This is a genomic window from Massilia sp. W12, from assembly GCF_037300705.1.
GTDB lineage: Bacteria > Pseudomonadota > Gammaproteobacteria > Burkholderiales > Burkholderiaceae_D > JACPVY01.
The window spans coordinates 5,320,598-5,342,202 of sequence record NZ_CP147776.1 but is presented as its reverse complement, the minus strand read 5'-3'; the positions used below and the strand labels follow the sequence as shown (position 1 = coordinate 5,342,202).

At 53.4% G+C, this 21,605-nt stretch carries 9 protein-coding genes, 4 tRNA genes and 6 rRNA genes; 15 read left to right on the top strand and 4 right to left on the bottom strand.

Annotation, left to right across the window (positions count from 1 at the left end):
- Positions 1–88 precede the first annotated feature (88 nt).
- A complete protein-coding gene (gene glmU, locus V8J88_RS22025; RefSeq protein WP_338846412.1) occupies positions 89–1,462 on the bottom strand; it encodes a bifunctional UDP-N-acetylglucosamine diphosphorylase/glucosamine-1-phosphate N-acetyltransferase GlmU in 1,374 nt (457 codons plus the stop codon).
- A 254-nt stretch (positions 1,463–1,716) separates the two neighbouring features.
- Between glmU and V8J88_RS22020 the strand changes: the two genes are divergently transcribed.
- From V8J88_RS22020 to V8J88_RS22000, 5 genes are all read left to right on the top strand, one after another.
- Positions 1,717–2,337, top strand: a complete 621-nt coding sequence (locus V8J88_RS22020; protein ID WP_338846411.1) for an outer membrane beta-barrel protein — start codon at positions 1,717–1,719, stop codon at positions 2,335–2,337.
- 193 nt (positions 2,338–2,530) lie between these two features.
- Positions 2,531–3,253, top strand: a complete 723-nt coding sequence (locus tag V8J88_RS22015; RefSeq protein ID WP_338846410.1) for a HAMP domain-containing sensor histidine kinase — start codon at positions 2,531–2,533, stop codon at positions 3,251–3,253.
- A gap of 14 nt (positions 3,254–3,267) precedes the next feature.
- The gene (locus V8J88_RS22010; RefSeq protein WP_338846409.1) at positions 3,268–4,956 is read left to right on the top strand and encodes a tetratricopeptide repeat protein; all 1,689 of its coding nucleotides are present in this window, start codon (positions 3,268–3,270) and stop codon (positions 4,954–4,956) included.
- An 88-nt stretch (positions 4,957–5,044) separates the two neighbouring features.
- Positions 5,045–6,427 (top strand): bifunctional enoyl-CoA hydratase/phosphate acetyltransferase, encoded by a 1,383-nt coding sequence (locus V8J88_RS22005; RefSeq protein WP_338846408.1) that lies wholly within the window; start codon positions 5,045–5,047, stop codon positions 6,425–6,427.
- 18 nt (positions 6,428–6,445) lie between these two features.
- Positions 6,446–8,149 (top strand): poly-beta-hydroxybutyrate polymerase N-terminal domain-containing protein, encoded by a 1,704-nt coding sequence (locus V8J88_RS22000; protein WP_338846407.1) that lies wholly within the window; start codon positions 6,446–6,448, stop codon positions 8,147–8,149.
- Here the strand turns inward: V8J88_RS22000 and V8J88_RS21995 are convergent.
- Positions 8,146–9,810: a methyl-accepting chemotaxis protein gene (locus V8J88_RS21995; protein WP_338846406.1), complete on the bottom strand. Its 1,665-nt coding sequence runs from the start codon at positions 9,808–9,810 to the stop codon at positions 8,146–8,148. The genes V8J88_RS22000 and V8J88_RS21995 overlap by 4 nt on opposite strands.
- A gap of 298 nt (positions 9,811–10,108) precedes the next feature.
- Positions 10,109–10,516 carry a hypothetical protein gene (locus tag V8J88_RS21990; protein WP_338846405.1) on the bottom strand — a complete coding sequence of 136 codons (408 nt, stop codon included), beginning with the start codon at positions 10,514–10,516 and terminating at the stop codon, positions 10,109–10,111.
- A 114-nt stretch (positions 10,517–10,630) separates the two neighbouring features.
- Here V8J88_RS21990 and V8J88_RS21985 point away from each other — a divergent pair.
- From V8J88_RS21985 to rrf (V8J88_RS21965), 5 genes are all read left to right on the top strand, one after another.
- Positions 10,631–12,161 (top strand): 16S ribosomal RNA (locus V8J88_RS21985).
- 100 nt (positions 12,162–12,261) lie between these two features.
- Positions 12,262–12,338: transfer RNA gene (locus V8J88_RS21980), tRNA-Ile, on the top strand.
- 28 nt (positions 12,339–12,366) lie between these two features.
- A tRNA-Ala gene (locus V8J88_RS21975) sits at positions 12,367–12,442 on the top strand.
- A 252-nt stretch (positions 12,443–12,694) separates the two neighbouring features.
- Positions 12,695–15,567: ribosomal RNA gene (locus V8J88_RS21970) — 23S ribosomal RNA — on the top strand.
- Between the two features lie 164 nt (positions 15,568–15,731).
- A 5S ribosomal RNA gene (rrf, locus tag V8J88_RS21965) occupies positions 15,732–15,844 on the top strand.
- Here the strand turns inward: rrf (V8J88_RS21965) and V8J88_RS21960 are convergent.
- Positions 15,839–16,114: a hypothetical protein gene (locus tag V8J88_RS21960; protein ID WP_338845255.1), complete on the bottom strand. Its 276-nt coding sequence runs from the start codon at positions 16,112–16,114 to the stop codon at positions 15,839–15,841. The genes rrf (V8J88_RS21965) and V8J88_RS21960 overlap by 6 nt on opposite strands.
- Before the next feature lie 114 nt (positions 16,115–16,228).
- Here V8J88_RS21960 and V8J88_RS21955 point away from each other — a divergent pair.
- The 5 genes from V8J88_RS21955 to rrf (V8J88_RS21935) all read left to right on the top strand — a co-directional run bounded on the left by V8J88_RS21955 (position 16,229) and on the right by rrf (V8J88_RS21935) (position 21,497).
- Positions 16,229–17,759, top strand: a 16S ribosomal RNA gene (locus V8J88_RS21955).
- Positions 17,760–17,832: 73 nt separating this feature from the next.
- Positions 17,833–17,909, top strand: a tRNA-Ile gene (locus V8J88_RS21950).
- A gap of 109 nt (positions 17,910–18,018) precedes the next feature.
- A tRNA-Ala gene (locus V8J88_RS21945) sits at positions 18,019–18,094 on the top strand.
- 252 nt (positions 18,095–18,346) lie between these two features.
- Positions 18,347–21,219 (top strand): 23S ribosomal RNA (locus tag V8J88_RS21940).
- Between the two features lie 165 nt (positions 21,220–21,384).
- Positions 21,385–21,497, top strand: a 5S ribosomal RNA gene (gene rrf / locus V8J88_RS21935).
- Together the 16S, 23S and 5S rRNA genes with 4 tRNA genes alongside form the textbook arrangement of a ribosomal RNA operon.
- Positions 21,498–21,605: the final 108 nt, after the last annotated feature.

Below are 21,605 nucleotides of genomic sequence, written 5' to 3'. Positions count from 1 at the left end.
CGTAAGCGCATAAGAAAAAGCCACACTCTTTGCGGAGTGTGGCTTTTTTCTTTTTTGCGCCGGGGCCGGGCGCTGATGTGCCGCTGGCTCAGGCTTTCGGCTTTTTCTGTGGCCGTTGCCAGCTTTCAATGGTGACTTGACGACCGCGCGCCAGACTGAGTTTGCCGGCGGGCGCATCTTGCGTGATGGTGGAGCCGGCGCCAATCGTGGCTCCGGCCCCGACCCGCACCGGGGCCACCAGCTGGCTGTCAGAGCCGATGAAGACATCATCTTCAATCACGGTGCGGAATTTATTCACCCCATCGTAATTGCAGAAAATCGTGCCGGCGCCGATGTTGACGCGCGCGCCCACTTCGCCATCGCCCAGATAAGCCAGATGATTGGCTTTGCTGCCGGGGCCGATTTGCACATTTTTGACTTCGACGAAATTCCCGATATGCACTTGTTGCGCCAGCTCCGCACCGGGACGCAGACGCGCATACGGGCCGACCAGCGCGCCGGCTCCGACGATGGCGCCTTCCAGGTGACAGAAGGGATGGATTACGGCGCCGGCGGCGATGCTGACATTCTTCAGCACGCAATTGGCGCCGATCTGCACGCCTTCGCCCAGCTCAACATCGCCCTCAAACACACAGTTGACGTCAATGCTGACATCGCGCCCGCAGCGCAGTTTGCCACGGATATCGAGGCGCGCCGGATCCATCAGCGTGACGCCGGCGGCCAATAAGGTTTGCGCCTGATGCGCCTGGTAGAGCCGCTCCAGCTGGGCCAATTGCTGCTTGCTGTTGACGCCGAGAATTTCAAATTCAGCTTGTGCGCTGGCCGAGGCCACTTGCAAGCCTTGCGCCACCGCTTGCGCCACGATGTCGGTTAAATAGTATTCGCCTTGCGCATTTTCGTTTTTCAGCGCGGCCAGCCATGGCCCCAGATGCGCGGTTGGAATCAGCATGATGCCGGTATTGATTTCACGGATCTGCAATTCCTGCGGCGTGGCGTCTTTATGTTCGACAATGCGGCGGATCGCGCCCTGGTCGCGCACAATCCGGCCCAAGCCTGTCGGATCCGCCACTTCCATCGTCAGCAAGGCCAAGCGATCCGGCGCACCGACCGCCAACAAGGCTTGCAGGGTTTGCGCGGAAATCAGCGGCACATCGCCATACAGCACCAGCGTCAAGGGGCTGTCCCCGAGATGGGGCACAGCTTGTTGCACCGCGTGCCCGGTGCCGAGTTGCGGCTGCTGTAATGCGAAATTGAGTGGAATATCGGGACACGCTTTTGTCAGGCGTTCACACACCAGATCGCCGCCATGACCATACACCACGCAAATGTGCTGTGCGCCCAGGCTGTGTGCGGTTTCCACCACATGTTGCACCAGCGGCTTGCCGGCCAGCGGATGTAAAACTTTAGGCAGCGCGGATTGCATGCGTTTTCCCATGCCGGCTGCAAGAATGACGACGTTCATAAGGGAAGTAGAGAAAAGATTGGAATAGCGCCAAGTGTAGCATGCAGGATGGCGCGCGCCGCCAGTTGCAAAATGCGCTACCCCGGGTAGCATTAAAGTATCTGACTGGCAAGTCAGTTACGGCTTGCAACACTTCTTACTGTTTCTCCTCACACCCTGTTTTTTCCTGGTGTTACCTTGCGTCATCAACTATTTTGTAATGGGACTCCGGTACGAGCAGAGTTTCATGAGCAAAGCGGCTGAGTCTTTGCGCAATGCATTGCAAATTGCCAGCCTTCTTTAACTTTTTGCGAGTAATCCAAATGAAAAAAATCCTGATCGCTGCACTCATCACTGGCGCTTCCGCTGTTTCCATGTCCGCACACGCTGAAGGCGCATACGCCGGCGTGGCGCTGGAAAAATCGAATTATTCGATCGAAGTTGTGGGCGCGAATGTCACCTCCACCAGCGACAAACCGACCGGCTTCAAAATCTTTGGCGGTTACGAATTTACCCCGCACCTGGCGCTCGAAGGCGGCTACGCTGACTTCGGTTCCGCCAAAACCACCTTCAGTTCCGGCGCGGCCACCGGCTCTGCTGAAGTGAAAGTATCCTCCTTCTACCTGGCCGGTCGCGGCACTGCGCCGATCAATGACAAATTCTCCGTGTATGGCAAGCTGGGCGTGGCGCGCAATAAAGCCGACGTGAGCGGCAGCGGTTTGGGCGTGAGCGTTTCCGGCGGCGGCAATAAGACGGATCTGTACGCAGCAGTGGGCGCCGCCTACCACCTGACCAAGAATGCAGCGATCACCCTGGAGCTGGAAAGCTTTGGCAAGGTTGACGGCAACGGCGGCAAAGCCAACATCGTGTCCCTGGGCGCGCGCTTCAACTTCTGATTTCAGCGCATCCTGTTTGACAAAAGGCGGACTGCGGTTCGCCTTTTGTTTTTTTACATCTTTACCTGCCTGCCAATTTCCACACTGCGCTTTTCCGGCTAAGATAGACTCGCAAGCGCAACAGGCACTGTCAGCGCCCCCATTTGTCGCCGCCAGTGCAGCCGTTCACCCTACCAGCACGGAGGCAGAGCATATGGATGGCGCAGACGAGGAGTTGACGCGGGAAGAGCCTGAACTGTTTATGTTTCTGGCTTCCACCGCGCATGACATGAAAAATTCAATCAGCGTGCTGTGCTGCACTCTGGAGCGCTTGCTGGTGGATCAAGCCGGTAAAGACGCCCAGTCTTACCCGCAGATGGCGCACATGCTGTACGAGGCCAAGCGCCTCAATAATAATCTGATTCAATTACTCGCACTGTATAAAGAGGTCGGCAAACCTGGCTATCCCTACGATCCGCAGGGCATCTGGCTGGGCGATTTTGTTGAACTGGTGCAGGCGCAAAATAAAGTCTTGCTCGCTTCCAAACACATCACATTGGAGATCGATATCGATCCCGGACAGGATTGGTATTTCGATGAAGACTTGATTCTGGGGGTCGTCAGTCATGCCATTAATAACGCCGTGCATTACACCAAAGATCAGATTCTGCTGCTGATGCGGATTCAGGGCGAGGAGCTGGAAATCCGTGTCGAAGACAATGGCGAAGGCTATCCGCCGGGCATGCTGGAGCGTGGCAATGCGGCTTTATGCGGACGGGCGCAAGGCGTCAGTTTCGCCAACAACAGCACAGGACTGGGACTGTATTTTTCCAGCGAAGTGGCGAAAATGCACAAAAATCGCGGGCGCAGCGGTAGCGTCCGGCTGGAGAATGGCGGTCGGCTCGGCGGCGGCTGTTTTGTTTTGCGCTTGCCATAGACGAAGGAGGCGCCATGTCCCATCAATTCGCCAAACCCGGCCCCGAAGCTGCCAACGCCAAACTGCCGGATTGGAAAAATCAGCACTATTTACTGGTCGATGATTTTCAGGGCATGCGTCAATTGTTGCGCGAAAGCTTGCGTAATCTTGGCGCCCGTTTCGTTGATCAAGCCGGCAGCGGCGGCGAAGCCATCATGATGTTGCAACAGACCCGCTATAACGTGGTGCTGTGCGATTACAACCTGGGACAGGGCAAAAACGGCCAGCAGGTTCTGGAAGAAGCCAAGTTGCGCGAATTGGTGCGGCCCACTGTGGTGTGGATTGTGGTGTCTGCGGAAAAAAGTGTCGAATCCGTGATGGGGGCCGCCGAGCTGCAGCCGGATGCGTATCTGATCAAACCGATTACCGAAGAGGTGTTGTTAACGCGTTTAAACCGCGCCTGGCATCGCAAGCAGGTGTTTCGCCCGATTGACCAGGCCTATCTGGAAAAAGATTATTTACGTGCCGCCAAATTATGTGACGTGAAAGGGGACGCAACACGGGTGCATGCCTTGGATTTGTTGCGTATGAAAGCAATGTTGCTGATTAAAAGCGGTGAGTATGAGCAGGCGCGTGAAGTGTATGAGCGGGTATTGGGCGTGCGCGACTTTATCTGGGCGCGCGCCGGCCTGGCCAAGATCAAGATGAAGAATGGCGAGTTTCATGTGGCGCGCGATATGTTTCGTGAAATCATCAATGAAAACCGCTACTTTATTGACGCCTATGATCAGCTGGCGGCGACATATCAGCAAATGGGACAGTTCGATGATGCCGCTAAAATCCTTGAGGCGGCGGCCAAGTTATCCCCCAATTCCGTGCAGCGTCAACGCAGTCTGGGCGAATTGGCGATGAAAGTCGGGAACACGGCGCAGGCCGAGCGGGCGTTCCGCAAATGTCTGTCCATGAGTGAATTTTCGATCTACAAAAGCCCGGACGCCCAGCTCGGGTTGGCGCGCGTGTGCGGGCAGAAAAGCGACACCAAAGAGGCGCTTGCCTTGTTGACTGCGGTGCAAAAGGAATATCACACCGAGCAGGTGAAATTGCGCGCCAAAATTACCGAAGGCTTGGTGTATCACGAGAGCGGCGACTATATCAAAGCGCGCCGCGCCGGCGATGAGCTGGGGGAAATGCTGGCCACCACCACCGACCGTCCGGCGCCGCCGATTTGTCTGGATATGGCGCGCCTGATGTTTGCCGTGGGGGTCAAAGAGCCGCCGGTTATTTTGTTGTCCGAGATCATTCGCAATAATCATGACAACGATTTGATGTTGCAGGAAGTGCAAGAGATTTTTGAAAAAGCGCGCATGGGGGAAGAGGGCGCCAGCATCATTGCCGCTTCCCGCAAAGAGGCCTCGGATTTGATGAATCGCGGCGTGTTGCTGTGGAAAACCGGCAAATTGCCGGAGGCGGTGGAGTGGATGCGCAATGCGCGACAGCAGTTGCCGACCAATTTGCGGGTGTTGTTCAATTGCGCGCAAATCATGATTTCTTATATGCAAAAACATGGATTTGAAGCGTCTTTGGCGGAGGAAGCGCGCGATGTGCTGTTGCAAGTGGATCGTTTGCAACCGGGTCAGCAGCGCTTTGCGCAATTGATGGAAATGCTGGCGGATTTGACGATGCGCAGCCAGGGCCGCCCCGCGCAGGATGAGGACGAGAGCTGAACGGCTGAATGGACTAGAGCGTGTGGACTATGGGGGCGGCGCGGCATACCGCTTACAATCAGCTATCCGCATTTCTCCCGGAGTTGATATGCATCAGGCGCCAGCCAGCAGCGAATTCATTGAAAACATCACCTATGACGATTTGACCATTGGCCGCTCGGCGTGTCTGGTGCGGCGCTTAAGCGTGGACGATATTCTTGCCTTCGCCGCCATCTCAGGCGATGTCAATCCGGCGCATGTGGATGCCGAATATGCGGAAAACACGCTGTTTCATGGCGTCATCGCGCACGGAATGTGGGGCGGCGCGTTGATTTCCACCTTGCTGGGCGCCAGTTTTCCGGGGCCGGGCACAATTTACGTTGAACAAAGCCTGCGTTTTTTACGGCCTATGCGGATCGGCGACACCCTCACCGTGCAGGCCAGCGTAGTGGCGCGGGATGATCAGAAAAAACGTGTCACACTGGATTGCCAAATCGCTAATCAGCAAGGCGTAACGGTGATCAGCGGCACTGCTGTGGTAATTGCGCCGGTCAGCAAAGTGCGCCGGCCACGGGTTGCTATGCCGCAATTGCAATTATTTGACCCGCACGCACGCTGGCAAGCTTTGTTGGCGCAAGTTAAAGGCTGGCCGGCATTAAGCTGCGCATTTGTCCATCCTTGCCATGGCTTCAGCTTGCAAGCTGCGCTGGATGCGCGCGAACTGGGTTTGCTGCAGCCCGTCCTGGTGGGGCCGCGCGCCAAAATCCTGGCAGCAGCCGAGGCGGCCGGCCTGGATATCCGTGATTTGCCTATCCATGATGCCCCGCACAGCCACGCTGCTTGCGAATTGGCCTTGGATATGGCGCAAAGCGGGCAAGTTGCCGCCTTATTCAAGGGCAGCGTACAAGCGCAGGAGTTGATGCATGCCTTGTTGGCGCGCCCGGCCTTGCTAAGCAAATACCGCCTCTCCCATATCGTGCGCTTTGATTTGCCTGGACGTTTGCAGCCCTTGCTCTTGACTGACGCCGGCATCAATGTCGCCCCGGATCTGATGATCAAAGCCGATATTGTGCAAAATGCCATCCGTCTGGCTCAGGCATACGGTGTGCCGACGCCAAAGGTGGCCATCTTGGCGGCGCAAGACACGATCAATATCAATCTGCCTTCGACCTTGGACGCCGCCGCATTATGCAAAATGGCGGAGCGTGGTCAGATATCTGGCGCCGATCTGGATGGGCCGCTGGATTTGGGGCAAGTCCTGTCGCAAGCGGCAGAGGACGCGGTTGACATCCTTCTGGCGCCGGATCTGGAGAGCGCGCACTTATTGGCGCGTCAGTGGCAAACGCAGGCCGGCGCTATGCATAGCGGGCTGGTGCTGGGCGCACGTATTCCTGTGATTTTGTGTGATGACAGCGCAGGCCCGCGCAGCGCAAGCGCTTCGGCAGCCTTGGCGCAATTATTGAACCGTCATCTGCTGCAATATGGCATCTGAGTTTCAAGCGGAGTGAATATGAATAGCATCAGTGCGGAATTTATCAGTGCAGCGCCAGAGCAAAGCCCTACAGTCAAACTGGATCGCAGTTTGCATGCATTTGTGGCGGCCTTCACCGCCGGATTGGAGCCGGTGGCGCTGACCTTGGCTGGCATGGATTGGGGTTTGCATTTGGCCAGTTCACCGGGCCGGCAGATGGAACTGGGTTTGGACGCTATGCGGAAAATGCAGAATTGGCTGCAGCATGCGCCCACTTCCGCAGCCGCGCTGAAAAGCACGGAAAGTTGGGGCGAGGAGTGTGAGCAATTCTGGCTGTTCTGGCAATCCTGGCTGCAAGAGGCAACCAAGGTGCGCGGTGTATCCAACCATCATCAGGAAATGAATCGCTTCTTTCTGCGCCAGGCCTTTGATATGTGGTCGCCGCGTAATTTGCCCTGGTGTAATCCGGATATCTGGCGCCGCGCCCTGGAAAGCGGCGGCGCCAGTTTGTGGCAGGGAAAACAAAATTGGCTGGAGGATTTGCAAAAACCGGCTTATGACCCTCAGCAATCAGATTGGCGGCCTGGCGCAGAGGTCGCGGTGACGCCCGGCGCGGTGGTGTATCGCAATCACTTGATTGAGTTGATCCGCTACAGCCCTCAGACTGCTCAAGTCTATGCAGAACCATTGCTGATCGTGCCATCCTGGATCATGAAGTATTACATCCTGGATTTGTCGCCGCAGAATTCAATGGTGCGCTATATGCTGCAGCAAGGCCATCAGGTATATATCCTGTCATGGAATAACCCGGACGCGGCTGATCGCGACCTGGGTATGGATGACTATCTGCAGATGGGGGTTTTTGCTGCGCTGGAAGTCATCGCCAGCATTGAACCGGGCGTGGCAGTGCATAGCGCCGGCTATTGCCTGGGCGGCACTTTGCTGTCGATCGCCGCCGCCGCCTTGGCTCGCACACAACAGGTGCAGGATGCGTCGCGCATGGCGCCTTTGGCCAGTGTCACCTTGCTGGCGGCGCAAACAGATTTCAGCGAGCCGGGCGAGATGGGGGTGCTGATTGATGACAGTCAAGTGGATATGCTGGAAGACGTCATGTCCGAAAGCGGATACTTGAGCGGTGCGCAAATGGCTGGCGCATTTCAGTTTCTGAATTCGCGTGATTTGGTATGGAATAAGCGTGTGCGCGAGTATTGGCTGGGAGTGCGGGACGCCGGCAACGATATGATGGCTTGGAACGCCGACGTGACGCGTTTGCCAGCGCGCATGCATGGCGAATATTTACATCAATTCTTTTTGGAAAATGCCTTGGCTGAGGGTAAATATCAGGTTGAAGGGGCCCCGGTTTCACTCTCTGATATCAGATTGCCCATGTTTGTCGTTGGCACAGTCAGAGATCAGGTTTCGCCCTGGCCATCAGTGTATAAGATTGTGCGGCTGACGCGAACCGATGTTTGTTTTCTGCTCGCCAGTGGCGGACATAATGTCGGGATCGTTGCCGCCCCGGGCAATCCTAAAAGCAGCTATCAAATACATATGCATTTGGAACAGGACAAGGCCGTGGCGACAGAAGCATGGCGCAGCCAGGCAGAAAGCAAAGCCGGTTCCTGGTGGCCGGCATGGTCAGCTTGGCTGGCGGCGCATTCCAGCGGGCAAAAGAAGCCGCGCAGACTGCCGGCGCGCCGGGTCTTGCAGCAGGCGCCGGGCAGTTATGTGTTCAAGACTTAAAACTCTTCCCAGCCGTCGTCATGTGAACTGGCATGTTTGGGAGGGCTGCTTGCCGCCAGCCTTTTGGGCGCAGCAGCCTGGGCGGATTGCCGTTGCGCCCGCATTTGCTGGCGCACCTCATGCGTGTGCTTATGTTGTTCCATGTGTTTAGCGATTGCCTCATTTTGCGCGTTTGCATTCAACTTGAACGCTCTGACCGCTTCATGCAGGATATGCGCCTGTTCTTCCATACTTTCAGCGGCGGCGGCGGCTTGTTCAACCAGTGCGGCATTTTGTTGCGTCATCTCATCCATTTGGGAAATCGCAACATTGATTTCCTCAATCCCGGCGCTTTGGGTTTGTGTGGCCGACGTGATTTCTCCCATGATGTCCGCCACTTGCTTGACGGAGCTGACAATCAGATTCATGGTTTGACCGGCTTCATCGACCAGCTGGGCGCCGAGATCGACTTTTTCAACAGAGTCGCCAATCAAAGACTTGATTTCTTTGGCGGCGCTGGCGCTGCGTTGCGCCAAACTGCGCACTTCAGACGCCACCACGGCAAAGCCGCGCCCCTGCTCCCCGGCTCTGGCGGCTTCGACAGCCGCATTCAGCGCCAGAATATTGGTTTGAAACGCAATGCCATCAATCACGCCAATAATGTCCACGATTTTGCTGGAGCGCTCTTTGATTGCGCCCATCGTTTCCACAACCTGCGACACCACATCGCCACCCTTGGCGGCCACCGCCGAGGCGGAAAAAGCCAATTGATTGGCCTGCCGCGCATTGTCGGCATTCTGCTTGACGGTATGGGTTAATTCTTCCATTGAGCTGGCGGTCTCTTCCAGCGAACTTGCCTGCGCTTCGGTGCGGGCGGACAGATCGGCATTGCCGGAGGCGATTTCACGCGAAGCAATCGTAATCGTATCAGTGCCGGCCCTGACTTCGGAGACAGTACGCACCAAACTTTCCACCATCATGCGCAGCGCATGTAATAAGTCGCCGACTTCGTCTTTGCCGGCCTCATTCACCTGGGCCGTCAGTTCCCCATCTGCAACCCGCGCCGCCAATGCGATTGCATCATGCAATGGGCGGGTAATGCTGTGTGTGATGATATACGCGCAAACAATGCCAAGAATCAGCGCCGCAGCACCACAGCCGACCATGACCATCAGCAATTGCTTATCAGAGGCATCAGAGCCATCCAGCATGTCTTTGGCCGCATTCTGCTGGATATCAACCAGTTTGCTTAATTCCGCCAGGGCGCGCTGGCTGACCGGATCGATTTTCTCCGCGATTGTCTTGGCCGCAGCCTCGCTGTTGAATGCGCCAACCTGCTGAACCGCAAGCTTAAAAGCCCCGGCCACCTCATTGTCCATGCTGGTCAGATCATCAATAATTTTCCGCTCATTGGCGCTGAGTCCAATCGACAGCAGTTTTTCGCGCGCATCGTCATAGCGCTTGCGTTGCGCCTTGACCTTGTTTTCCTGATCTTTCATGGCCGCCAGATCCGATTGCAGGCCGATGTTGCGCATTGCGATGCCAATTTCGAGCGTAGCGCTCTTCATGATGGAGGCCAGCATGCTCTTTTCTGTCGCGACATTCAAGCCATTCCGCAAGGTGGCTTTGTTTTGCATGTTCAAGACAGTAGAGAGGGCAATCATGGCGACCAGGATCGCCAATATGATTCCGAATCCCAGAGTGAGTCTTGCCCCGATTCGGAGGTTGTTCAGTCTCATGATGCCTCTCCTTCCACGATACTGGCGCTGTACATGGTGTCGCATCGGCTGCCGGCTCCGGCTGCCAGCCTGTGACATACCGCCATCCTGTCAATCTGCAGCCCCTTAGAAACGCCTGCGTCAACAGTTGTCTGGCAACCTTCATATTAACTGCATTTTCAGGGGGAATGGAGGTCTGGCCTCCGGAAAATTTATGCAAGCGCCGGGACTTACCGTATGATGTCTCGTTTCGGGACGCAAGTCATGCAATCGGCTTGCGCCATGCTTCCTGCGCAATGAAGCGCAAAAGCTTGCCGAAGTGGAATGCGGCAAGCAGAAATCCAGGAATCATGAGTTTCTTGCCATGTGGCAAGAAACTGGGTATAGTTCTGCCTTCGCCGCACACATGACAGCAAGATGACATGAAAGCGGCGCAGGCGGATAGTGAAATACTTGAAGCCATGTCGTAGAAGCAGCGCAGTGTGAAATACGAAATTCGCGAATGCGCTTGACGACAATAAATAATTGCTTCATAATCTCGTTTCTCTGCTGCTGACAAACAAAACGATTTGCGGCAAGCACGAAAGTGCGGCAGAAGCTCTTTAAAAATAAAACAGTCGATAAGTGTGGGCGTTTGGTAAATGCGCGCTTTGCAAAAAGCGATACTCAAATTATCAAATGCTCACAAAAATACAAAGGACACTCGCAAGAGTGACCTGTCAGTAATTGAGTGAGCGACCAGAATCGAAAGATTCGACCTGGCAGCAATGCCAAAACAGAGATTGAACTGAAGAGTTTGATCCTGGCTCAGATTGAACGCTGGCGGCATGCCTTACACATGCAAGTCGAACGGCAGCGCGGGAGCAATCCTGGCGGCGAGTGGCGAACGGGTGAGTAAAATATCGGAACGTACCCTTGAGTGGGGGATAACGTAGCGAAAGTTACGCTAATACCGCATACGATCTACGGATGAAAGTGGGGGACCGCAAGGCCTCATGCTCGTGGAGCGGCCGATATCTGATTAGCTAGTTGGTGAGGTAAAAGCTCACCAAGGCGACGATCAGTAGCTGGTCTGAGAGGACGACCAGCCACACTGGGACTGAGACACGGCCCAGACTCCTACGGGAGGCAGCAGTGGGGAATTTTGGACAATGGGGGAAACCCTGATCCAGCAATGCCGCGTGTGTGAAGAAGGCCCTCGGGTTGTAAAGCACTTTTGGCAGGAAAGAAAAGGCGCTGGCTAATATCCAGCGCTGATGACGGTACCTGCAGAATAAGCACCGGCTAACTACGTGCCAGCAGCCGCGGTAATACGTAGGGTGCAAGCGTTAATCGGAATTACTGGGCGTAAAGCGTGCGCAGGCGGTTATGTAAGTCTGACGTGAAATCCCCGGGCTCAACCTGGGAATGGCGTTGGAGACTGCATAGCTGGAGTCTGGCAGAGGGGGGTAGAATTCCACGTGTAGCAGTGAAATGCGTAGAGATGTGGAGGAATACCGATGGCGAAGGCAGCCCCCTGGGCTAAGACTGACGCTCATGCACGAAAGCGTGGGGAGCAAACAGGATTAGATACCCTGGTAGTCCACGCCCTAAACGATGTCTACTAGTTGTCGGGTCTTAATTGACTTGGTAACGCAGCTAACGCGTGAAGTAGACCGCCTGGGGAGTACGGTCGCAAGATTAAAACTCAAAGGAATTGACGGGGACCCGCACAAGCGGTGGATGATGTGGATTAATTCGATGCAACGCGAAAAACCTTACCTACCCTTGACATGTTCAGAATCCCTGAGAGATCGGGGAGTGCTCGAAAGAGAACTGGAACACAGGTGCTGCATGGCTGTCGTCAGCTCGTGTCGTGAGATGTTGGGTTAAGTCCCGCAACGAGCGCAACCCTTGTCATTAGTTGCTACGAAAGGGCACTCTAATGAGACTGCCGGTGACAAACCGGAGGAAGGTGGGGATGACGTCAAGTCCTCATGGCCCTTATGGGTAGGGCTTCACACGTCATACAATGGTACATACAGAGGGCCGCCAACCCGCGAGGGGGAGCTAATCCCAGAAAGTGTATCGTAGTCCGGATTGGAGTCTGCAACTCGACTCCATGAAGTTGGAATCGCTAGTAATCGCGGATCAGCATGTCGCGGTGAATACGTTCCCGGGTCTTGTACACACCGCCCGTCACACCATGGGAGCGGGTTTTACCAGAAGTAGGTAGCTTAACCGCAAGGAGGGCGCTTACCACGGTAGGATTCGTGACTGGGGTGAAGTCGTAACAAGGTAGCCGTATCGGAAGGTGCGGCTGGATCACCTCCTTTCTAGAGTCAGCATGCATCAAATGCTCACACTTATCGACTGTTGAAAAAAGAGCAGTCATCGGTTTTAAAAGAGGCGACAGTGAAAACTGTCAAATCAGATGGGTCTGTAGCTCAGCTGGTTAGAGCACCGTGTTGATAACGCGGGGGTCGTAGGTTCGAGCCCTACCAGACCCACCAATCAGAAAGCGACAAGCCACACCGACATGGGGGCTTAGCTCAGCTGGGAGAGCACCTGCTTTGCAAGCAGGGGGTCATCGGTTCGATCCCGTTAGCCTCCACCATAACCTGCTGAAATACCTTGTATGCGTTCACAAATTGAATCCATACAAGGTCTTTTAGCGACCGAAAGCTGTTTCGATCTTTAACAATCTGGAAGAAGTAAAACAACAATGCAAGCATATGCGACGCAAGTCGAATATGTTTGAAGGGTTGTGATTGTAGTTGTCTAAACGTTTCGACATCAAAAGATGTCCGAACGAAAAACACACTGTCCGGCTTTGCTCCCTTTACTACTCAAGGGGCCAAAGTTATAGGGACAAGTGACTAAGTGCACATGGTGGATGCCTTGGCGATTACAGGCGATGAAGGACGTAGTAGCTTGCGATAAGCTGCGGGGAGTGAGCAAACACACATTGATCCGCAGATTTCCGAATGGGGAAACCCGGCCTTATAGGTCATCTTATGCTGAATACATAGGCATATGAAGCGAACGCGGCGAACTGAAACATCTAAGTAGCTGCAGGAAAAGAAATCAACCGAGATTCCCAAAGTAGTGGCGAGCGAAATGGGAAGAGCCTGCAAGTGATAATGCAACGTATAGTGGAATGCTCTGGAAAGTGCAGCCATAGCGGGTGATAGCCCCGTACGCGAAATACGATGCATGGTACTAAGCTTGCGATAAGTAGGGCGGGACACGTGAAATCCTGTCTGAAGATGGGGGGACCATCCTCCAAGGCTAAATACTCGTAATCGACCGATAGTGAACCAGTACCGTGAGGGAAAGGCGAAAAGAACCCCGGGAGGGGAGTGAAATAGATCCTGAAACCGTGTGCATACAAACAGTAGGAGCCCGCAAGGGTGACTGCGTACCTTTTGTATAATGGGTCAGCGACTTACATTCAGTGGCAAGGTTAACCAGATAGGGGAGCCGAAGAGAAATCGAGTCCGAATAGGGCGACAGTCGCTGGGTGTAGACCCGAAACCAGATGATCTATCCATGGCCAGGTTGAAGGTGCGGTAACACGCACTGGAGGACCGAACCCACTAGTGTTGAAAAACTAGGGGATGAGCTGTGGATAGGGGTGAAAGGCTAAACAAATCTGGAAATAGCTGGTTCTCTCCGAAAACTATTTAGGTAGTGCCTCGAGATTACACCTGCGGGGGTAGAGCACTGTTATGGCTAGGGGGTCATCGCGACTTACCAAACCATTGCAAACTCCGAATACCGCAGAGTGCGTCCTCGGGAGACAGACATCGGGTGCTAACGTCCGGTGTCAAGAGGGAAACAACCCAGACCGCCAGCTAAGGTCCCCAAATATTGCTAAGTGGAAAACGAAGTGGGAAGGCTAAAACAGTCAGGATGTTGGCTTAGAAGCAGCCACCATTTAAAGAAAGCGTAATAGCTCACTGATCGAGTCGTCCTGCGCGGAAGATGTAACGGGGCTAAGCAATATACCGAAGCTGCGGATGCATAGCAATATGCATGGTAGGAGAGCGTTCTGTAAGCCTGCGAAGGTGGCTTGTAAAGGCTGCTGGAGGTATCAGAAGTGCGAATGCTGACATGAGTAGCGATAAAGCGGGTGAAAAGCCCGCTCGCCGTAAGTCCAAGGTTTCCTGTCCAACGTTCATCGGGGCAGGGTGAGTCGGCCCCTAAGGCGAGGCAGAGATGCGTAGCTGATGGGAAGCAGGTTAATATTCCTGCACCGTCGTATGATGCGATGGGGGGACGGATCGCGGAAGGTTGTCCGGGTGTTGGAAGTCCCGGTTCCTGTGTCAAAGAAGGCTGTCAGGCAAATCCGGCAGCGTAATTCAAGGGCATGGGACGAGCGAATTTATTCGCGAAGCAATCGGAAGTGGTTCCAAGAAAAGCCTCTAAGCTTCAGTCATACGAGACCGTACCGCAAACCGACACAGGTGGACGAGATGAGTATTCTAAGGCGCTTGAGAGAACTCGGGAGAAGGAACTCGGCAAATTGGTACCGTAACTTCGGGATAAGGTACGCCCAAGTAGTTTGACTGGCCAGCGCCAGAAGGACGAAAGGGTTGCAATAAACTGGTGGCTGCGACTGTTTAATAAAAACACAGCACTCTGCAAACACGAAAGTGGACGTATAGGGTGTGACGCCTGCCCGGTGCTGGAAGATTAAATGATGGGGTGCAAGCTCTTGATTGAAGTCCCAGTAAACGGCGGCCGTAACTATAACGGTCCTAAGGTAGCGAAATTCCTTGTCGGGTAAGTTCCGACCTGCACGAATGGCGTAACGATGGCCACACTGTCTCCTCCCGAGACTCAGCGAAGTTGAAATGTTTGTGATGATGCAATCTACCCGCGGCTAGACGGAAAGACCCCATGAACCTTTACTGTAGCTTTGCATTGGACTTTGAACCAATCTGTGTAGGATAGGTGGGAGGCTTTGAAGCGTGGACGCTAGTACACGTGGAGCCGTCCTTGAAATACCACCCTGGTTCGTTTGAGGTTCTAACCTTGGCCCGTAATCCGGGTCGGGGACAGTGCATGGTAGGCAGTTTGACTGGGGCGGTCTCCTCCTAAACGGTAACGGAGGAGTACGAAGGTACGCTAGGTACGGTCGGAAATCGTGCTAATAGTGCAATGGCAAAAGCGTGCTTAACTGCGAGACCCACAAGTCGAGCAGGTACGAAAGTAGGTCATAGTGATCCGGTGGTTCTGTATGGAAGGGCCATCGCTCAACGGATAAAAGGTACTCTGGGGATAACAGGCTGATTCCTCCCAAGAGTTCATATCGACGGGGGAGTTTGGCACCTCGATGTCGGCTCATCACATCCTGGGGCTGTAGCCGGTCCCAAGGGTATGGCTGTTCGCCATTTAAAGTGGTACGTGAGCTGGGTTTAAAACGTCGTGAGACAGTTTGGTCCCTATCTGCCGTGGGCGTTGGAAATTTGAGAGGACCTGCTCCTAGTACGAGAGGACCGGAGTGGACGAATCTCTGGTGTACCGGTTGTCACGCCAGTGGCATTGCCGGGTAGCTAAATTCGGAAGAGATAACCGCTGAAAGCATCTAAGCGGGAAACTCGCCTCAAGATGAGATTTCCCGGAGCCTTGAGCTCCTTAAAGGGTCGTTCGAGACCAGGACGTTGATAGGTTGGGTGTGGAAGCGCAGTAATGCGTTAAGCTAACCAATACTAATTGCCCGTAAGGCTTGTCCCTATAACTTTGGCTGACACAGCTAAAGTCAGTGTGTGAAACAAGACAACGCAACACAACCCGAATTCAAGATTGAATCCAGTATTCAAATTGTATAAATAAAGCATTGTTGAAAAACTTCTCCCAGATTGCGTTTGCTGCGAAAGCGGCAAACACGACAAGTCATGCCTGATGACCATAGCAAGTCGGTACCACCCCTTCCCATCCCGAACAGGACCGTGAAACGATTTTGCGCCGATGATAGTGCTGAAACCAGTGTGAAAGTAGGTTATCGTCAGGCTTTTATCCTGAGAAAAGCGCCGGCTGACGCCGGCGCTTTTTTCTTCAGTGCATGAAGCGTCAAAGACGTGAAAGCAAACAAAGCGAAATTCGTGTTCTGAAGAAAAACTTGACGGGTAAATGAAATTACTTCATAATCTCGTTTCTCTGCTGCTGACAAACAAAACGATTTGCGGCAAGCACGAAAGTGCGGCAGAAGCTCTTTAAAAATAAAACAGTCGATAAGTGTGGGCGTTTGGTAAATGCGCGCTTTGCAAAAAGCGATACTCAAATTATCAAATGCTCACAAAAATACAAAGGACACTCGCAAGAGTGACCTGTCAGTAATTGAGTGAGCGACCAGAATCGAAAGATTCGACCTGGCAGCAATGCCAAAACAGAGATTGAACTGAAGAGTTTGATCCTGGCTCAGATTGAACGCTGGCGGCATGCCTTACACATGCAAGTCGAACGGCAGCGCGGGAGCAATCCTGGCGGCGAGTGGCGAACGGGTGAGTAAAATATCGGAACGTACCCTTGAGTGGGGGATAACGTAGCGAAAGTTACGCTAATACCGCATACGATCTACGGATGAAAGTGGGGGACCGCAAGGCCTCATGCTCGTGGAGCGGCCGATATCTGATTAGCTAGTTGGTGAGGTAAAAGCTCACCAAGGCGACGATCAGTAGCTGGTCTGAGAGGACGACCAGCCACACTGGGACTGAGACACGGCCCAGACTCCTACGGGAGGCAGCAGTGGGGAATTTTGGACAATGGGGGAAACCCTGATCCAGCAATGCCGCGTGTGTGAAGAAGGCCCTCGGGTTGTAAAGCACTTTTGGCAGGAAAGAAAAGGCGCTGGCTAATATCCAGCGCTGATGACGGTACCTGCAGAATAAGCACCGGCTAACTACGTGCCAGCAGCCGCGGTAATACGTAGGGTGCAAGCGTTAATCGGAATTACTGGGCGTAAAGCGTGCGCAGGCGGTTATGTAAGTCTGACGTGAAATCCCCGGGCTCAACCTGGGAATGGCGTTGGAGACTGCATAGCTGGAGTCTGGCAGAGGGGGGTAGAATTCCACGTGTAGCAGTGAAATGCGTAGAGATGTGGAGGAATACCGATGGCGAAGGCAGCCCCCTGGGCTAAGACTGACGCTCATGCACGAAAGCGTGGGGAGCAAACAGGATTAGATACCCTGGTAGTCCACGCCCTAAACGATGTCTACTAGTTGTCGGGTCTTAATTGACTTGGTAACGCAGCTAACGCGTGAAGTAGACCGCCTGGGGAGTACGGTCGCAAGATTAAAACTCAAAGGAATTGACGGGGACCCGCACAAGCGGTGGATGATGTGGATTAATTCGATGCAACGCGAAAAACCTTACCTACCCTTGACATGTTCAGAATCCCTGAGAGATCGGGGAGTGCTCGAAAGAGAACTGGAACACAGGTGCTGCATGGCTGTCGTCAGCTCGTGTCGTGAGATGTTGGGTTAAGTCCCGCAACGAGCGCAACCCTTGTCATTAGTTGCTACGAAAGGGCACTCTAATGAGACTGCCGGTGACAAACCGGAGGAAGGTGGGGATGACGTCAAGTCCTCATGGCCCTTATGGGTAGGGCTTCACACGTCATACAATGGTACATACAGAGGGCCGCCAACCCGCGAGGGGGAGCTAATCCCAGAAAGTGTATCGTAGTCCGGATTGGAGTCTGCAACTCGACTCCATGAAGTTGGAATCGCTAGTAATCGCGGATCAGCATGTCGCGGTGAATACGTTCCCGGGTCTTGTACACACCGCCCGTCACACCATGGGAGCGGGTTTTACCAGAAGTAGGTAGCTTAACCGCAAGGAGGGCGCTTACCACGGTAGGATTCGTGACTGGGGTGAAGTCGTAACAAGGTAGCCGTATCGGAAGGTGCGGCTGGATCACCTCCTTTCTAGAGTCAGCATGCATCAAATGCTCACACTTATCGACTGTTGAAAAAAGAGCAGTCATCGGTTTACTAGAGCGGGTCTGTAGCTCAGCTGGTTAGAGCACCGTGTTGATAACGCGGGGGGCGTAGGTTCGAGCCCTACCAGACCCACCAGGTTATCAAACAAAAGTACAAACCTACTTTTGTTTGGATTGATCAGATAAAAATCACTGGCGAAGCCAGATAATTTTTAGAAACAAGATCAATACAAAAAAGCCACATGGGGGGCTTAGCTCAGCTGGGAGAGCACCTGCTTTGCAAGCAGGGGGTCATCGGTTCGATCCCGTTAGCCTCCACCATAACCTGCTGAAACACCTTGTATGCGTTCAGATATTGAATGCATACAAGGTCTTTTAGCGACCGAAAGCTGTTTCGATCTTTAACAATCTGGAAGAAGTAAAACAACAATGCAAGCATATGCGACGCAAGTCGAATATGTTTGAAGGGTTGTGATTGTAGTTGTCTAAACGTTTCGACATCAAAAGATGTCCGAACGAAAAACACACTGTCCGGCTTTGCTCCCTTTACTACTCAAGGGGCCAAAGTTATAGGGACAAGTGACTAAGTGCACATGGTGGATGCCTTGGCGATTACAGGCGATGAAGGACGTAGTAGCTTGCGATAAGCTGCGGGGAGTGAGCAAACACACATTGATCCGCAGATTTCCGAATGGGGAAACCCGGCCTTATAGGTCATCTTATGCTGAATACATAGGCATATGAAGCGAACGCGGCGAACTGAAACATCTAAGTAGCTGCAGGAAAAGAAATCAACCGAGATTCCCAAAGTAGTGGCGAGCGAAATGGGAAGAGCCTGCAAGTGATAATGCAACGTATAGTGGAATGCTCTGGAAAGTGCAGCCATAGCGGGTGATAGCCCCGTACGCGAAATACGATGCATGGTACTAAGCTTGCGATAAGTAGGGCGGGACACGTGAAATCCTGTCTGAAGATGGGGGGACCATCCTCCAAGGCTAAATACTCGTAATCGACCGATAGTGAACCAGTACCGTGAGGGAAAGGCGAAAAGAACCCCGGGAGGGGAGTGAAATAGATCCTGAAACCGTGTGCATACAAACAGTAGGAGCCCGCAAGGGTGACTGCGTACCTTTTGTATAATGGGTCAGCGACTTACATTCAGTGGCAAGGTTAACCAGATAGGGGAGCCGAAGAGAAATCGAGTCCGAATAGGGCGACAGTCGCTGGGTGTAGACCCGAAACCAGATGATCTATCCATGGCCAGGTTGAAGGTGCGGTAACACGCACTGGAGGACCGAACCCACTAGTGTTGAAAAACTAGGGGATGAGCTGTGGATAGGGGTGAAAGGCTAAACAAATCTGGAAATAGCTGGTTCTCTCCGAAAACTATTTAGGTAGTGCCTCGAGATTACACCTGCGGGGGTAGAGCACTGTTATGGCTAGGGGGTCATCGCGACTTACCAAACCATTGCAAACTCCGAATACCGCAGAGTGCGTCCTCGGGAGACAGACATCGGGTGCTAACGTCCGGTGTCAAGAGGGAAACAACCCAGACCGCCAGCTAAGGTCCCCAAATATTGCTAAGTGGAAAACGAAGTGGGAAGGCTAAAACAGTCAGGATGTTGGCTTAGAAGCAGCCACCATTTAAAGAAAGCGTAATAGCTCACTGATCGAGTCGTCCTGCGCGGAAGATGTAACGGGGCTAAGCAATATACCGAAGCTGCGGATGCATAGCAATATGCATGGTAGGAGAGCGTTCTGTAAGCCTGCGAAGGTGGCTTGTAAAGGCTGCTGGAGGTATCAGAAGTGCGAATGCTGACATGAGTAGCGATAAAGCGGGTGAAAAGCCCGCTCGCCGTAAGTCCAAGGTTTCCTGTCCAACGTTCATCGGGGCAGGGTGAGTCGGCCCCTAAGGCGAGGCAGAGATGCGTAGCTGATGGGAAGCAGGTTAATATTCCTGCACCGTCGTATGATGCGATGGGGGGACGGATCGCGGAAGGTTGTCCGGGTGTTGGAAGTCCCGGTTCCTGTGTCAAAGAAGGCTGTCAGGCAAATCCGGCAGCGTAATTCAAGGGCATGGGACGAGCGAATTTATTCGCGAAGCAATCGGAAGTGGTTCCAAGAAAAGCCTCTAAGCTTCAGTCATACGAGACCGTACCGCAAACCGACACAGGTGGACGAGATGAGTATTCTAAGGCGCTTGAGAGAACTCGGGAGAAGGAACTCGGCAAATTGGTACCGTAACTTCGGGATAAGGTACGCCCAAGTAGTTTGACTGGCCAGCGCCAGAAGGACGAAAGGGTTGCAATAAACTGGTGGCTGCGACTGTTTAATAAAAACACAGCACTCTGCAAACACGAAAGTGGACGTATAGGGTGTGACGCCTGCCCGGTGCTGGAAGATTAAATGATGGGGTGCAAGCTCTTGATTGAAGTCCCAGTAAACGGCGGCCGTAACTATAACGGTCCTAAGGTAGCGAAATTCCTTGTCGGGTAAGTTCCGACCTGCACGAATGGCGTAACGATGGCCACACTGTCTCCTCCCGAGACTCAGCGAAGTTGAAATGTTTGTGATGATGCAATCTACCCGCGGCTAGACGGAAAGACCCCATGAACCTTTACTGTAGCTTTGCATTGGACTTTGAACCAATCTGTGTAGGATAGGTGGGAGGCTTTGAAGCGTGGACGCTAGTACACGTGGAGCCGTCCTTGAAATACCACCCTGGTTCGTTTGAGGTTCTAACCTTGGCCCGTAATCCGGGTCGGGGACAGTGCATGGTAGGCAGTTTGACTGGGGCGGTCTCCTCCTAAACGGTAACGGAGGAGTACGAAGGTACGCTAGGTACGGTCGGAAATCGTGCTAATAGTGCAATGGCAAAAGCGTGCTTAACTGCGAGACCCACAAGTCGAGCAGGTACGAAAGTAGGTCATAGTGATCCGGTGGTTCTGTATGGAAGGGCCATCGCTCAACGGATAAAAGGTACTCTGGGGATAACAGGCTGATTCCTCCCAAGAGTTCATATCGACGGGGGAGTTTGGCACCTCGATGTCGGCTCATCACATCCTGGGGCTGTAGCCGGTCCCAAGGGTATGGCTGTTCGCCATTTAAAGTGGTACGTGAGCTGGGTTTAAAACGTCGTGAGACAGTTTGGTCCCTATCTGCCGTGGGCGTTGGAAATTTGAGAGGACCTGCTCCTAGTACGAGAGGACCGGAGTGGACGAATCTCTGGTGTACCGGTTGTCACGCCAGTGGCATTGCCGGGTAGCTAAATTCGGAAGAGATAACCGCTGAAAGCATCTAAGCGGGAAACTCGCCTCAAGATGAGATTTCCCGGAGCCTTGAGCTCCTTAAAGGGTCGTTCGAGACCAGGACGTTGATAGGTTGGGTGTGGAAGCGCAGTAATGCGTTAAGCTAACCAATACTAATTGCCCGTAAGGCTTGTCCCTATAACTTTGGCTGACACAGCTAAAGTCAGTGTGTGAAACAAGACAACGCAACACAACCCGAATTCAAGATTGAATCCAGTATTGAAACTGTATAAATAAAGCATTGTTGAAAAAACTTCTCCCAGATTGCGTTTGCTGCGAAAGCGGCAAACACGACAAGTCATGCCTGATGACCATAGCAAGTCGGTACCACCCCTTCCCATCCCGAACAGGACCGTGAAACGATTTTGCGCCGATGATAGTGCTGAAACCAGTGTGAAAGTAGGTTATCGTCAGGCTTTTATTCTGCGAACGCCCCGATTTCTGATGAAGTCGGGGCGTTTTGCTTTGCGCTGGTGCTTTGCAACGTGGCGTGGGTTGCGCTTGCTGCTTTGCGGCATTGAAAG